At 47.9% G+C, this 13736-nt stretch carries 12 protein-coding genes; 6 read left to right on the plus strand and 6 right to left on the minus strand.

Annotated features, from left to right (window positions below; genetic code table 11):
* Positions 1-4: 4 nt before the first annotated feature.
* From R3E63_09075 to R3E63_09090, 4 genes are all read right to left on the minus strand, one after another.
* On the minus strand, positions 5-511 hold the full coding sequence (locus tag R3E63_09075) for a DUF4381 domain-containing protein (protein ID MEZ5540074.1): 507 nt from the start codon (positions 509-511) through the stop codon (positions 5-7).
* On the minus strand, positions 501-1481 hold the full coding sequence (locus tag R3E63_09080) for a DUF58 domain-containing protein (protein ID MEZ5540075.1): 981 nt from the start codon (positions 1479-1481) through the stop codon (positions 501-503). Before R3E63_09080 ends, R3E63_09075 begins: the two co-directional genes overlap by 11 nt.
* Before the next feature lie 19 nt (positions 1482-1500).
* Positions 1501-2487 (minus strand): MoxR family ATPase, encoded by a 987-nt coding sequence (locus tag R3E63_09085; GenBank protein ID MEZ5540076.1) that lies wholly within the window; start codon positions 2485-2487, stop codon positions 1501-1503.
* A gap of 85 nt (positions 2488-2572) precedes the next feature.
* Entirely contained in the window at positions 2573-3124 is a 552-nt protein-coding gene (locus tag R3E63_09090; protein MEZ5540077.1) for a pseudouridine synthase, read from the minus strand.
* A gap of 144 nt (positions 3125-3268) precedes the next feature.
* Between R3E63_09090 and icd the strand changes: the two genes are divergently transcribed.
* A complete protein-coding gene (gene icd, locus R3E63_09095) occupies positions 3269-4522 on the plus strand; it encodes an NADP-dependent isocitrate dehydrogenase (protein ID MEZ5540078.1) in 1254 nt (417 codons plus the stop codon).
* Between the two features lie 66 nt (positions 4523-4588).
* Here icd and cspD read toward each other — a convergent pair whose 3' ends face one another.
* Positions 4589-4822: a cold shock domain-containing protein CspD gene (gene cspD, locus R3E63_09100; GenBank protein ID MEZ5540079.1), complete on the minus strand. Its 234-nt coding sequence runs from the start codon at positions 4820-4822 to the stop codon at positions 4589-4591.
* A gap of 303 nt (positions 4823-5125) precedes the next feature.
* On the opposite strand from cspD, the gene R3E63_09105 reads away from it, so the two are divergent.
* On the plus strand, positions 5126-5869 hold the full coding sequence (locus tag R3E63_09105; GenBank protein ID MEZ5540080.1) for an electron transfer flavoprotein subunit beta/FixA family protein: 744 nt from the start codon (positions 5126-5128) through the stop codon (positions 5867-5869).
* Positions 5870-5871: 2 nt separating this feature from the next.
* Positions 5872-6801, plus strand: a complete 930-nt coding sequence (locus tag R3E63_09110) for an FAD-binding protein (GenBank protein ID MEZ5540081.1) — start codon at positions 5872-5874, stop codon at positions 6799-6801.
* A 59-nt stretch (positions 6802-6860) separates the two neighbouring features.
* Here the strand turns inward: R3E63_09110 and R3E63_09115 are convergent, their stop codons facing one another.
* Complete coding sequence (locus tag R3E63_09115) at positions 6861-7529, minus strand: cyclic nucleotide-binding domain-containing protein (protein ID MEZ5540082.1); 669 nt, start codon at positions 7527-7529, stop codon at positions 6861-6863.
* Positions 7530-7646: 117 nt separating this feature from the next.
* On the opposite strand from R3E63_09115, the gene R3E63_09120 reads away from it, so the two are divergent.
* From R3E63_09120 to R3E63_09130, 3 genes are read left to right on the plus strand one after another with little or no spacing between them, the layout of a single operon-like run.
* Positions 7647-9395 carry a hypothetical protein gene (locus R3E63_09120; protein ID MEZ5540083.1) on the plus strand — a complete coding sequence of 583 codons (1749 nt, stop codon included), beginning with the start codon at positions 7647-7649 and terminating at the stop codon, positions 9393-9395.
* Between the two features lie 24 nt (positions 9396-9419).
* Complete coding sequence (locus R3E63_09125; protein ID MEZ5540084.1) at positions 9420-10583, plus strand: efflux RND transporter periplasmic adaptor subunit; 1164 nt, start codon at positions 9420-9422, stop codon at positions 10581-10583.
* Between the two features lie 27 nt (positions 10584-10610).
* Positions 10611-13727, plus strand: coding sequence for an efflux RND transporter permease subunit (locus tag R3E63_09130; protein MEZ5540085.1), 3117 nt, complete (start codon positions 10611-10613; stop codon positions 13725-13727).
* Positions 13728-13736 lie beyond the last annotated feature (9 nt).

The following is a 13736-nucleotide window of genomic DNA, read 5'->3' on the forward strand; positions in this document are numbered from 1 at the left end:
ACAGTTATCGCCCCACAGGTGGCAAGGAGGTTAGCCACTTTTGTGCTTGTTCGATCAATTTATGCATGGCAGCTGTGTCAGGTGTTGCACCGCTGTAGAGGTGATGGTTTAACAGTTCGCAAGATTGTTCATCCAATATAGGCTGCCATGTTTTTTTAGGGTGACGCTGTTTGTAACTGTTTTGAGTGTGCTGCATCATCTCAATCCAGTTAATTGAACCAACGGTTTCTCTCCCCCAAACACAAATTGCTGCGCGACGCAGTATCTCGGCCAAGAGTGGCAGTTGCTGTTGCGTGGGCATGGTGTGTGTCAGTGCAATCAATTGCAGCGCTTCGCGCTGGTACGCTGTATTGCGATGATGCTGTAAGCGGCGCCATATAAAGATGGTGAGCACAATAAGCAGTAATAAAATGAGTGCAGCTAGCACCCACCAGCCAGGCGCGAGCGGCCACCAAGAGATTGGTGGTGGTGCAATCAGCGGTTTGAGATTGGCCAGTGGATCACTGTTCATCGCGTTCTCTCGAAACTTGATGTGAAAAAAAAGAGCGTAAATGAGAAAAAATAGCCGTATCGGTTTGTAGTGCGAGTAGTGGAACTTTTAGCGTACGCATAGCGACTTTAACGGCTTGTTGTTGCCGTTGTGTTGCTTGTTGATAACGAGAAAGTATTTTCTCATTCAGTGTGTCTATGGTTGTTTTTTTCTGGCCTGCGCGCACGCTGACCAAACCAATCACGGGTAATTGCTGCTCGAGAGCGTCTTGCACGCAAATAGAAAAACATTGGCTGTGTCGCACAACGGGGTGCAGTGCTTGTTGGCACTCTGTGTTCCAGTCATGAAAATCACTGAGCATAATGATGCAGGAGCCGGGGCGAGTCATGCTGCGCAATTGATGCATCGCGTGTTGCCAATGTGTTGTGGTATCTGCTGCAAAAGTGTTGCTGGCATGTTGTTCATCCAGCGCCAGCATTTGCCGAAAAATTTGCAACAAAGTATGGCGACTGCGACGCGGTTTGATGTCGATAATGCCTGAGTCAGTGACAAGGAGTGCGCCGATGCGGTCGCCAGCGGCGAGTGCTGCCCAAGCGAGCAGGGCAGCAGCATTCGCTGCTAAAACAGATTTGAAGCAGCGCCGTGAACCAAAAAACATTGTGCTGCGCAAATCAATCACCAAGATCACTGGTCTTTCTTTTTCTTCGTGAAAAATTTTGGTGTGCATTTTCCCGGTGCGAGCAGTGACACGCCAATCAATCGTGCGTACATCGTCGCCGGGCTGATAAATACGCACTTCATCGAAGTCGATGCCGCGACCGCGCAGCGTTGATCTTCTATTGCCTGTTAATTGTGAGCTGTTGTTTCTATTTTCTAGAGGAATGAACTGTGCTGCCAATCGCCAGCGCAGTAAATCACGCAACTGAATGCGTGCGCCGCGCGGCTCCAATGCGCTGAGAGATGTGTTGTTATGCGCGCTTTCTACGTTCATGACGATCAGAAAAATACAATCAAACAGCAGGCACTAAAGTCAGCAAGCGTTGGATGAGACTGTTAACGCTGTGGCCTTCTGCTTCGGCTTCAAAACTGGGAATGATGCGATGGCGCAAAATATCCGGCGCTAAAGCTTTGATGTCATCCGGCGTAACAAAATCGCGCCCCGCTAACCAAGCGCGTGCACGAGCGCAGCGATCGAGTGCAATGGTCGCACGCGGGCTGGCACCGTATTCAATCAAACGCGCCAGTGATGCGTCGTATTTTTCAGGTTGGCGTGTGGCGAGCACAATTTGCACCAAATATTCTTCCACGCTGTCCGCCATGTGAATATTGAGCGCAGCTTTGCGCGCGATTAATAAGTCCGCTTCATGTAAGGGCGTTGGCGCGGTTTCAGTGTTTTCTGTTTTTGCTTCATTGCGCGCTAACTGCAAAATCGATTTTTCTGTGCTGGCGTTGGGGTAATCCACCGTCACATGCATTAAAAAACGATCCAACTGTGCTTCGGGTAATGGATAAGTGCCTTCTTGTTCGATAGGGTTTTGTGTCGCCATCACCAAAAAAACGCGCGGCAATGTGTAAGTTTGATTGCCGACACTCACTTGCCGTTCTGCCATGGCTTCCAACAGCGCCGCTTGCACTTTGGCGGGTGCGCGGTTGATTTCATCCGCCAACACTAAATTGTGAAAAATAGGGCCGTTGCGAAATTCAAAGCGTGCTTCCTCAGGGCGATAAATGTCGCTTCCGGTAATGTCAGAAGGCAAAAGATCAGGCGTGAACTGAATACGCTGAAAAGTGCCAGATAACACACTCGCTAATTCACGGATGGCTTTGGTTTTCGCCAAGCCAGGGGCGCCTTCGACGAGCAAGTGTCCATCAGCGAGTAGGGCGATCAGCAAGCGTTCAATCAGCGCGGATTGACCGAGGATGCGTGTCTCCAGCCATAGTCTGCGTTCGATAAATTGTTGTTGCAGGTTTGAAGGAGTGGATGCGGAATCAGACATGACGACCTCACAGCGGTGTCTCAATACGAATGCCAGAGAGACCGTTGCAGGGCAGACAAGTTCCGAAATGGGTTCGTTAGATAGTTCATGGTCGCTTTACTAGAACCTGAGTGTGCTCACCAGGCTGCATATCGTCCAGCGACCACTCGCCAATTTGATGGCGTATCAATCGCAGTGTTGGAAAGCCAACAGCGGCTGTCATGCGGCGCACTTGTCGGTTGCGTCCTTCTGAGATGGTTAAAGCAAGCCAACTGGTGGGAATGGCAGCGCGATAGCGAATTGGCGGATTTCTCGCCCATAGATTTTCAGGCTCTGCCATGCGGTGCGCATTCGCAGGTCGTGTCCAACCGTCTTTTAACTGCACGCCTTTACAAAGCTGGCTGATGGCGTGGTCGGTAATGTCGCCATCCACTTGTACCCAATAAGTTTTGGGTAGTTTGAATTTAGGATCGCTAATGCGTTGTTGCAGCTTGCCGTCATCGGTCAGGAGTAGCAGGCCTTCAGAATCAAAGTCCAAACGCCCAGCAGGGTAGATTCTGTCCTCAGTAAAAAACTGTTTTAGCGTGGCGCGTCCTTGCTCATCCGTGAACTGGGACAGCACGCCATAGGGTTTATTGAACAGTATCAATCGGCTCATAAGTGTTTAAATCAAATGGAAGATGATTTTGCTCGTAGGTTTTGTAGCAAATCTACAAGAAGGGAAGGGGCTCGTATATAATCCTTTGCAGTTATCGCCTCACGAGGGCGTTACTTCTCTAGGTGTATTTCATTGGAGCAACCCATGACCTATCAGAAAGTCCAAGTGCCTACCAACGGCAGCAAAATTACCACCAACGCTGATTTTTCGCTCAATGTTCCCAACAACCCCATCATCCCCTTTATTGAAGGTGACGGCACGGGCGTGGATATCACACCTGTCATGCGTAAAGTCATTGATGCAGCGGTGAGCAAAGCCTACGGCGGCAAAAAAGCGATTGCTTGGATGGAAATTTACTGCGGTGAAAAATCTGCCGAGTTGTACGAAGGCAATTGGTTTCCTGAAGAAACCCTGCGTGCCATTAAAGAATTTGTTGTTTCTATCAAAGGTCCGTTGACTACACCAGTCGGTGGTGGTTTTCGCTCTTTGAATGTCGCACTGCGCCAAGAATTGGATTTGTATGTGTGCTTGCGCCCTGTGCGCTGGTTCCAAGGTGTGCCTAGCCCCGTGAAAGAACCGCACAAAACAGACATGGTGATTTTCCGCGAAAACGCCGAAGATATTTATGCTGGTATCGAGTGGAAAGCGGGTTCAGATGAAGCGAATAAAGTAATCGCCTTTTTGCAAAACGAAATGGGCGTGAAAAAAATTCGCTTCCCACAAGATTGCGGTATCGGTGTGAAGCCCGTTTCAAAAGAAGGTACAGAGCGTTTAGTGCGTAAAGCCATTCAGTACGCGATCGACAATGACAAACCTTCTGTCACGCTCGTGCATAAAGGCAACATCATGAAGTTCACCGAAGGTGGATTCCGTGATTGGGGTTATGCGTTGGCGCAGAAAGAATTTGGCGCAACGCTGATCGGCGAAGGACCTTGGTGTGAATTCACCAATCCAAAAACCGGCAAAAAAATTGTTGTAAAAGATGCGATTGCCGACGCGTTCTTGCAGCAGATTTTGTTGCGCCCAGAAGAGTACAGTGTGATCGCTACGCTGAATTTGAATGGTGATTACATTTCTGATGCACTGGCAGCACAAGTCGGTGGTATTGGTATTGCGCCTGGCGCCAACTTGTCAGACACCATCGCCATGTTTGAAGCGACACACGGCACCGCGCCGAAGTACGCCGGTCAAGACAAAGTGAACCCAGGCTCATTGATTCTCTCGGCTGAAATGATGCTGCGCCACCTCGGCTGGCCAGAGGCAGCAGACTTGGTGATCAAGGGTATGGACGGTGCGATTCAAGCTAAAACCGTCACTTATGACTTTGAGCGCTTGATGGACGGCGCAAAGCTGGTGTCTTGCTCACAGTTTGGCGATGAGATGATCAAGCATATGTAATTGTGCTTGTTCCACGAAAAAGCCCGCTCTGGTAGCGGGCTTTTTTATTGGGGCATCATTTATAGTTCAGCTAGCTTCCATCGAGCGTATTGGCGCAGAAGCGGCTGCGATGTTGGTCGCATGCAGGCCTTTCGGACCTTGCGTGATTTCATAGCTAACCGGCTGACCGGCCTTGAGTGTTTTATAGCCATCCATCGTAATGGTGGAAAAATGTGCAAAAAGGTCTTCGCCACCGCCATCGGGCAAGATAAAACCGTAGCCTTTGGCGTTATTGAACCACTTCACTGTGCCTGTTGGCATGATACAGCCCTCATCAATCTATCTTCCATGCACCACTGCAATCCTGTTCGCAGCGGGTGCTGTTGTAATTATTATGCGGCGCTCCCAGCCATAGGAGGCGACCGAGCCACTTTTTTACCCATAAAGCTGCGGTGAGTCAAGCCATGACCACTTTGTAAACGAGCCGCCAAGGGTGGGTGAGCTTTGGGTATTGATTTTACGGGTATCAGCGGGCAACATACGCGCGCCTTAAAAACGGTAAAAACAGGCGATATTCGCCGCATTCCTTCTTTTTTTGTCCACTTCAACACGAACGGAGAATCCATGAAGATTCTGGTTGCAGTCAAACGCGTCGCTGACGCAAATGTGAAGGTTCGCCCTAAGGCGGACGGTACCGGTGTCGATCTGACCAATGTCAAGATGGCCGTTAACCCATTCTGTGAAATTGCTGTAGAAGAAGCGGTGCGCATGAAAGATGCGGGCTTGGCGACAGAAATCGTTGCTGTTTCTATCGGTGATAAAGAAGAACACTTGCGCACTGCATTGGCTTTAGGTGCTGATCGCGCCATTTTGGTCAAAACCGAAGCTGAAGTGCAGCCGCTCGGCGTAGCAAAAGCATTGAAAGCGGTTGTTGATCAGGAGAAGCCAGATTTGGTGATTCTCGGCAAACAATCTATCGACGGCGATAACAACCAAGTCGGTCAGATGTTGGCTGCGTTGGCTGGTATGGCACAAGGCACTTTCGCTTCTGTATTGAAAGTAGAAGGCGGCAAAGCTGCGGTCACGCGTGAAATTGATGGCGGTTTGCAAACTGTGAGCTTGAACTTGCCTGCAGTGGTGACAACTGATTTGCGTTTGAATGAGCCGCGTTATGCTTCGCTGCCTAACATCATGAAAGCGAAGAAAAAACCATTGGATACCGTGACACCAGAATCTTTGGGTGTTGATATCGCACCGCGTTTCAAAGTCATCAAGGTTGAGCCGCCTGCTGATCGCAAAGCGGGTATCAAAGTGCCAGATGTTGCAACGCTGGTTGATAAATTGAAAAACGAAGCGAAGGTGATCTGATTATGACAACGCTTGTTATTGCTGAACACGACAACGCCAGCTTGAAAGGCGCAACTCTGAACACTGTTGCTGCGGCAAAAGCGATCGGTGGAGACATTCATGTATTGGTTGCTGGCAGTCAGTGCGCAGCCGCTGCAGAGGCAGCAGCAAAAGTTGATGGCGTTGCCAAAGTTTTAGTGGCAGACAACGCTGCTTACGCACATCAGTTGGCAGAAAATGTCAGCCTGTTGGTTGCGGAATTAGGCAAGGCGTACAGCCATATTTTGGCACCTGCAACTTCTAGCGGCAAAAATATTCTGCCGCGCGTTGCAGCGTTGTTGGATGTTGCGCAAATTTCTGAAATCACAGCGGTAGTTAGTGCGGATACTTTCCAGCGTCCTATTTACGCGGGCAATGTTATCGCTACTGTGCAATCTTCTGATGCAATCAAAGTGTTGACTGTTCGCAGCACAGGTTTTGATGCGGTTGCCGCAACCGGTGGCTCGGCTGCTGTTGAAGCGGTTGCTGTCGCAAAAGATGCCGGTACTTCTTCCTTTGTGAGCGAAGAAATTGCGAAGAGCGATCGTCCTGAATTGACGGCTGCCAAAATCGTTATCTCTGGCGGTCGTGGCATGGGTTCTGGCGAAAACTTCCATCTGTTGGATGGCATCGCAGACAAGTTGAGCGCAGCAGTTGGCGCCTCGCGTGCAGCAGTTGATGCGGGCTTTGTACCTAACGATATGCAGGTTGGTCAGACGGGTAAAATCGTTGCACCAGATTTGTACATCGCTGTCGGTATTTCAGGCGCGATTCAACACTTGGCAGGTATGAAAGACTCTAAAGTGATTGTTGCAATCAACAAAGATGAAGAAGCGCCGATTTTCCAAGTGGCTGACTACGGCTTAGTGGCAGATTTGTTCGCTGCATTGCCAGAGTTAGAAAAGGCGCTGTAATTTTTGCAGCACTGAAATAAAAAAACCCGACATTGTCGGGTTTTTTATGCGCGAAAAACTTACAGCCAAGTGCCGCCTTCATTGATCGTTTCCTGCGCGAGCAGTGCTTGATTCCATTCCACAATCATCTCGACCAATTGATGCGCTTGTCGATCGAGGCTTTCCAATTCTTGCGTCGTATTGCGCGGCCCAATGTACACATCAATAGAGCGTCCGCGCACGGTGAGTGGATGAGTGGGGTAATCCATTTTGTACAGCTCTAATTGCCAGCGCGTGTTGTTGACGATGGCGCGATACAGCGCGAGTTTAGTTTGCAGTGTGTAAACGCTGAAGTCGTGCAGCTCGCCCAGACCCACCAAATCCAGCGATAAAATCAATGCTGTTTTGCAGTTGGGGCTTACAGCGATGGTGGCTGTGCGACGCGTTTTGCAAATGATAGATAAGCCACCAAAATTTTGCCCTGGTGTGAGTTGGTTGATGGCTTGTGCATTAGTGTCATCGTCGGGATAAACCGATAATTGCCCTTTTAGCAAAAAAGAATAGCGGCGACCTGCTTTGCCTGCGGTGAGCAAAATTTCTCCGCTATCAAATTCCATAAAGCAGGCGTTTTTCATCAGTACATCTAGCTGATTTTTATCCACCGTGCGCACTTCATTCACAAAAGCAATGCCGTTGATAAAGGCATTGGCCATGTCTTGTGGGTAATTGGCAATCGGAATGGCTTTCATGTGCGTTCACTGTCCTTGGTGATGCAGTAGGTTGTGCTAGAACTCACCGCGAGATTAGCACAGTTTTTTGCATACAATACCTGAGATTGCTGCTCCTTGTTGCTTGAGGTAAATGGAATGCGTTTTGGGTTGCGCGATATGCGCTGGAACACTGCTGTTCAGTGCTGGTGGTTTGCCTATGCATTGATCGTTGCGTTGTGTTGTATGGCCGCTATGTACACCTTGGCGGTGAGTCAGTGGCGTGGGCCGTGGCGTGACATGTGGGAAGTGATGCCCTTTCTTGAGAAAGCCATGCATGGAACGGCGAGTTGGTCCGATTATTGGGAGCAGTACGGTTTTTCGCATCGCCCATTGATATCGCGTTGGCTTTGGGTCGCGGATTTGAAGTGGTTTGCTGGTAGCAATCTATTGTTACTGGTGGTTTCTTTTGCCATGCAGCTGTTAATTTTTTTTAGTGTGCGTTCTGTGTTGCAGAGAGATATTTCATTTTCTGCGCAACAACGCAGCATTGTGCTAGTGGGTGTGGTTTTCTGTTTGTTGAACATTACTCAAGTGTTCAACTTTATGCATACATTTGATGTGCAATGGTTTTTAGTGACTGGTTCGATTGTGTTGTCCTTGAGTTTTATTTTGCAAAGTTCATCGGTCAGCAGTCAGTCATTGTTTGCTGCGTGGGTATTGGTTTTTTTTGCTAGTCTCAATAATTTTTCTGGCTTGGTTGTGTGGCCAATAGAAATATTGTTGCTTATTTGCTTGCGTGTTTCGTGGCAGAAAATAGGGATATTCACCTTGGCGTTTATTGCCTATTTATTTGTCTACTTTTATCGGTTGATGCCGGAAGAGGGAGGTGGACCTGTCAGCGTGCTTGCTCAAGCATCATGGAAGCAGCTCATGCTGTTCTGTGGGCTAACGCTGATTAAGTTTCCGTTGTGGTACTTGTCAAACCCGTTGTCGTTTCAATTATCGACAGAAGGTCCTCTGCATGCGCCTGTATGGGTGTCATGGTTGGCTCCAAGTTTAGTTTTGGTGTTGTTAATGGCGTCGATAAGGATGTGGTGTCGCAGCTTGTTGTACGGCACAAAATTTTCTGCTGTAGCGTGGTTGGGGTTATCTCTGATGTTGTTTGGCTATGGCGTTAGTGCTGTTACTGCCGTTGGTCGTATATTTTTCTGGGACAATGTCTATGCGCTGCGGTACCAAAATATCGTGTTGTTATTTTGGATAGGTGTTGTGTTGTGGCTATCTGCAAGTGTGCGTTGGCGCAATGCTCGTTTGGTCGTGGGATCCTTGCTGCTTCTGCTTATTTATCTGCCAAACATCGGTTGGTATCACGAGGCAATGTTAAAGACCGGCAACCGTACGCGTGATGCGCACCTTGCGTTAGTGGTGGGGTTGGAAAAGCACTTATCGGCTATTCAAGCGACGGTTTCTCGTTCGCATTTAGGTAAGGATTCAAAATACACCTTAGAAAAAGAAGCGGGTTATTTACGCATATTACATGTAGGGCCTTATGCTGAATCTGCGTGGAATAACATTCCGCTGCTAACAGAATTGAGTACCTCTTCCGCATGTCAAACACCCGTTGCTGAACGAGATGTGCGTGGCAGTGATGACAGCTACGCCAGATTGTCGTTGCGTTTTCGGGAACCCGTCAGTTACAACTCCGTTGTTTGGTACGACAATAGCACCACGCCGTTTGGGCTTTTGATCCCTGTTGCTGCGGACACTTGGTGGGCGCGTTTGAAGCAGTCGCGTTCAGGTTTTGCAGAATATGCGGGCTTTTCAAAACAATTACCCAAGCAGCAGCCTCGCGATGTTTTTGCCCGCGCAGGTCAGCAATGGTGTCGGTTAGTGTTCTTGCAATGAATGAAAGATAAAAGAGGTTGTTTCATGACAGATGCGTCAATCAAACTGGCAGGAAGCCTTTTTTTAATAGCTAGTTTGGTGGGCTGCAATAAAAAGCCAACCATGCCGCCGCCAGCGACGCCAGAAGTTGCTGTTGTGGTTATTCAGCCACAGGCTGTGCAAATTACCGAAGAACTGCCAGGGCGTGTTTCAGCCTTTCGTGTTGCGCAAGTGCGTGCGCGCGTGGACGGCGTGATACTGAAGCGTGAATTTGTAGAAGGCAGTGATGTCAAAGTAGGGCAACTGCTTTACGCAATCGATCCTGCGCCGTATCAAGCGGAAGTTAATAATGCGAGTGCTGCTCTGGCGCGTGCCAAAGCGAATCTCGCGACGCGTGCATCGCAAGCTTCTCGTTCTAGCGCATTGATAAAAAAACATGTCATTAGTCAGCAAGATTTTGATGATATCAATGCCGCATACAAACAAGCTCAGGCTGATGTAAAAGCAGCAGAGGCAGTATTGGATGCAGCAAAAATTCGCTTGGGTTACACCGAAGTACGCTCGCCAATTGATGGTCGCATTGGTAAATCACAAGTCACCGAGGGCGCTTATGTGCGTCAAAGTGAAGCGACATTATTGGTGACAGTGCAACAGCTAAATCCTGTCTATGTTGATGTTACGCAATCCAGCCGAGAGGTGTTGCGATTGCGACAAGATTTGGAAAAGGGTTTGTTGCAAAAAGTGGATAAAGATAGCGCAGCTGTATCATTAAAATTAGAAGATGGTTCGGCATATGCAGAATCAGGAAAATTACAGTTTTCCGATATCAGTGTGGATAAAAGTACGGGGTCAGTAACATTACGAGCGTTATTTAATAACCCTAACGATTTACTGCTGCCGGGAATGTTTGTCCATGCTCTATTAGAGGTTGGCATAGACCAGCAGGGTTTACTGGTTCCGCAGCAGGCAGTCACTTTTAATACTGTGGGGCAAGCGACAGCGTTATTTGTGGATGCAAATGACAAAGTTGAACAGCGCGTTATACAAACGAATCGTGCGGTAGGTAATCAATGGTTAGCTACGAGCGGCGTTCAGGCAGGTGATCGCGTCATCATCGAGGGCTTACAAAAAGCCAAACCTGGATCGACGGTGAAGGTGGCGGCGCAAAAGAAAGTAGCTGAACAGTCTTCAGTTGCTAAACATCAATAGCAATATTTTCGAAATGGAGAGTATTGCATGAGCCATTTTTTTATTGATAGACCCGTATTTGCTTGGGTGTTAGCGATTGTTGTGATGTGTATTGGCGCATTGTCGTTGACGCAGTTACCGATTGCCGTATACCCGCGTTTAGCGCCGCCTTCAGTATCTATTTCTGCGAGTTATCCTGGTGCTTCTGCAAAAACACTGGAGGATTCTGTTACACAGGTTATTGAGCAACAGATGAATGGTATCGACCATTTGGAATACATTTCGTCGAATAGTAGTGATTCAGGTCGTGCAAGCATTACGCTGACTATGTCTCAAGGAACGGATCCTGATATCGCACAGGTACAAGTGCAAAATAAATTGCAATTAGCGATGCGTATGTTGCCGCCAGAAGTGCAGCAGCAGGGTTTGCAGGTGGCCAAAGCCAGTCGAAGTTTTTTGATGGTGATGACGGTTTCATCGACGGATGGCAGCATGCAGAGTGTAGATCTCGGTGATTTTATTGCATCGAATTTGCAGGATCCTATTTCACGCGTCAACGGCGTTGGTTTAGTTAATTTATTGGGTACGCAATACGCAATGCGTATTTGGATGCAGCCTGAAAAATTACACGCACTTAATTTAACCCCAGTGGATTTGATACAGGCGATCAAGGCGCAAAATGTGCAGGTGGCAGCAGGGCAGTTGGGTGGTTCGCCGACTGTGGAAGGGCAGCGATTGAATGTCACGATCATGGCGCAGAGCCGGTTACAAACGGCAGAGCAATTTGGCGATATTCTGTTGCGCGTTAATGCCGATGGTTCACAAGTGCGTTTAAAAGATGTGGCTCGCGTTGAGCGCGGCGCAGATAGTTACAGCGTTATCGGCTCCTACAATCGTTCACCGGCTTCGGCATTGGCGATTACTCCAACGCCTGGTGCTAATGCATTAGAAACGGCGGAAGGTGTAAGGAAAAAAATAGAGGAGCTTTCTCCCTATTTTCCTCAAGGTATCGAGGTGAATTATCCCTATGACATGATTCCCTTTATTCAAATTTCTATTGAGGAAGTGGTTAAAACACTGCTCGAAGCAATCGTGCTCGTGTTTCTCGTTATTTTTGTATTTTTGCAAAACTGGCGCGCAACTTTAGTGCCAACAATCGCTATTCCTGTTGTAGTGCTTGGCACTTTTGCAGTGATGGAAGTGGCGGGTTTTTCTATCAACTTGTTGACCATGTTTGGCCTTGTGCTGGCGATGGGGCTATTGGTGGATGATGCTATCGTCGTGGTGGAAAGTGTTGAACGCATCATGAGCGAGGAAGGGCTTTCACCGAAAGAGGCCACTTATAAAGCGATGTCACAAATATCGGGTGCTTTGATTGGCATCGGTTTAGTGTTGGTGGCTGTGTTTATTCCGATGGCATTTTTAAGTGGATCCAGTGGTGCTATTTATCGTCAATTTACTTTGACGATGGTTGCGGCGATGGTGTTATCGGTATTAACAGCTTTAATTCTCACGCCATCATTGTGCGCTACCTTCTTAAAACCTATCTCACACGATACAGAAAAAGCGCGCGGTTTTTACGGTTGGTTTAACCGAATGTTTCATAGCGCCTCAGAAAAATACCGCAATGGTGTGGCGAAATGGGTAAAACATATTCGTTTAGTATTTTTTGCCTACGTAGCAATTATCGCTGTTGTTGCGTATTTATTTGTGAGCTTGCCGACATCTTTTGTACCAGAGGAAGATCAAGGATCCTTCGTGAATGTGATTTCTCTACCCGTAGGTTCTTCGCGTGAACAAACCATGGCTGTGCTGAACAAGGTGCGTGATTATTATTTGGAGCAAGAAAAAGATGCCGTTAGATCTGTATTTTATGTGGCGGGGTTTAGCTGGGCTGGTTCAGGGCAAAATATGGGGCAAATGTTTACGCGATTAAAACCTTGGGATGAGAGAAAAGATAAAGAGCAATCTGTGCAAGCCGTCATTCAGCGCGCAACAAAACATTTCCAAGGTATTCGTGAAGCCAATGTGTTTGCCATTAACCCTGCACCTGTACAAGAGCTAGGGAACTCCACAGGCTTTGATTTGCAATTACAAGATCGTGCTGGGCATGGGCATTTGGCGTTGATGGATGCACGCAACCAATTGATCGAAATGGCATCGAAAAAAACAGGCGATGTTATGCGCGTGCGAGCGAATGGTTTGGATGACACGCCAGTGTATCAATTGGATATCAACCAAGAGCGCGCCAGTGCATTGGGGCTTAATTTGTCGGATGTCTACAGCACAATGACGGCAGCATTTGGCTCGTCTTATGTGAATGATTTTATTGATCGTGATCGCGTCAAGCGCGTGTATGTCATGGGCGATGCTGCGGCGCGTATGCAGCCTGAAGATTTAAATAAATGGTATGTGCGCAACAACGCAGGGGATATGGTGCCATTTTCTGCTTTTGCTAGTGGGCATTGGGCTTATGGCTCACCAAAATTGGAGCGCCATAACGGTGCACCTTCTGTGCAGATACAAGGTACTGCGGCTTTGGGAAAAAGTTCTGGTGATGCGATGAAAACAATGGAAGATTTAATTGCACAATTGCCAAGCGGATTTGGTTTTGAATGGACGGGGTTGTCACGCGAAGAAAAACAAGCTGGCAAACAAGCACCCTTGTTATACGCAGTTTCTATCTTGGCAGTCTTTTTGTGTTTGGCAGCTTTGTATGAAAGCTGGTTGATTCCTTTTTCCGTTATTTTGGTTGTGCCTCTCGGCGTACTGGGTGCTTTGATTGCGGCAAAACTGTTTGGTTTATCGAATGATGTGTACTTTCAAGTGGGGTTGTTAACAACGGTGGGTTTGGCATCCAAAAACGCCATTCTCATTGTGGAATTTGCGCGCGAACAGTATGACCGTGGTGTATCACTGATTGACGCGGTTTTAGAAGCGTCTCACCTGCGTTTGCGTCCTATTATCATGACTTCGATGGCATTTTTATTTGGCGTGTTGCCGCTGGCTTTATCGAGTGGGGCGGGAGCGGCTAGCCGTAATGCTATTGGTATAGGTGTTTCTGGTGGATTATTGGCTTCAACCTTTTTGGTGATATTTTTTGTGCCCGTATTTTTTGTTGCTATTGTGAATGCTTGGGGTAAAAAAATAGCTAAAAATATTTAAAGGATAGCT

The organism is Pseudomonadales bacterium (assembly GCA_041395665.1).
Classification (GTDB): domain Bacteria; phylum Pseudomonadota; class Gammaproteobacteria; order Pseudomonadales; family UBA7239; genus UBA7239.

What these genes read in the sequence shown, in the direction of transcription:
- cspD (MEZ5540079.1), bottom strand. Translation starts at nt 4,822, where the DNA reads ATGCCAACAGGCACAGTGAAGTGGTTCAATAACGCCAAAGGCTACGGT.
- R3E63_09085 (MEZ5540076.1), bottom strand. Translation starts at nt 2,487, where the DNA reads ATGTCTGATTCCGCATCCACTCCTTCAAACCTGCAACAACAATTTATC.
- R3E63_09080 (MEZ5540075.1), bottom strand. Translation starts at nt 1,481, where the DNA reads ATGAACGTAGAAAGCGCGCATAACAACACATCTCTCAGCGCATTGGAG.
- R3E63_09120 (MEZ5540083.1), top strand. Translation starts at nt 7,647, where the DNA reads ATGCGTTTTGGGTTGCGCGATATGCGCTGGAACACTGCTGTTCAGTGC.
- R3E63_09110 (MEZ5540081.1), top strand. Translation starts at nt 5,872, where the DNA reads ATGACAACGCTTGTTATTGCTGAACACGACAACGCCAGCTTGAAAGGC.
- R3E63_09115 (MEZ5540082.1), bottom strand. Translation starts at nt 7,529, where the DNA reads ATGAAAGCCATTCCGATTGCCAATTACCCACAAGACATGGCCAATGCC.
- R3E63_09075 (MEZ5540074.1), bottom strand. Translation starts at nt 511, where the DNA reads ATGAACAGTGATCCACTGGCCAATCTCAAACCGCTGATTGCACCACCA.
- R3E63_09090 (MEZ5540077.1), bottom strand. Translation starts at nt 3,124, where the DNA reads ATGAGCCGATTGATACTGTTCAATAAACCCTATGGCGTGCTGTCCCAG.
- R3E63_09130 (MEZ5540085.1), top strand. Translation starts at nt 10,611, where the DNA reads ATGAGCCATTTTTTTATTGATAGACCCGTATTTGCTTGGGTGTTAGCG.
- R3E63_09125 (MEZ5540084.1), top strand. Translation starts at nt 9,420, where the DNA reads ATGACAGATGCGTCAATCAAACTGGCAGGAAGCCTTTTTTTAATAGCT.
- R3E63_09105 (MEZ5540080.1), top strand. Translation starts at nt 5,126, where the DNA reads ATGAAGATTCTGGTTGCAGTCAAACGCGTCGCTGACGCAAATGTGAAG.
- icd (MEZ5540078.1), top strand. Translation starts at nt 3,269, where the DNA reads ATGACCTATCAGAAAGTCCAAGTGCCTACCAACGGCAGCAAAATTACC.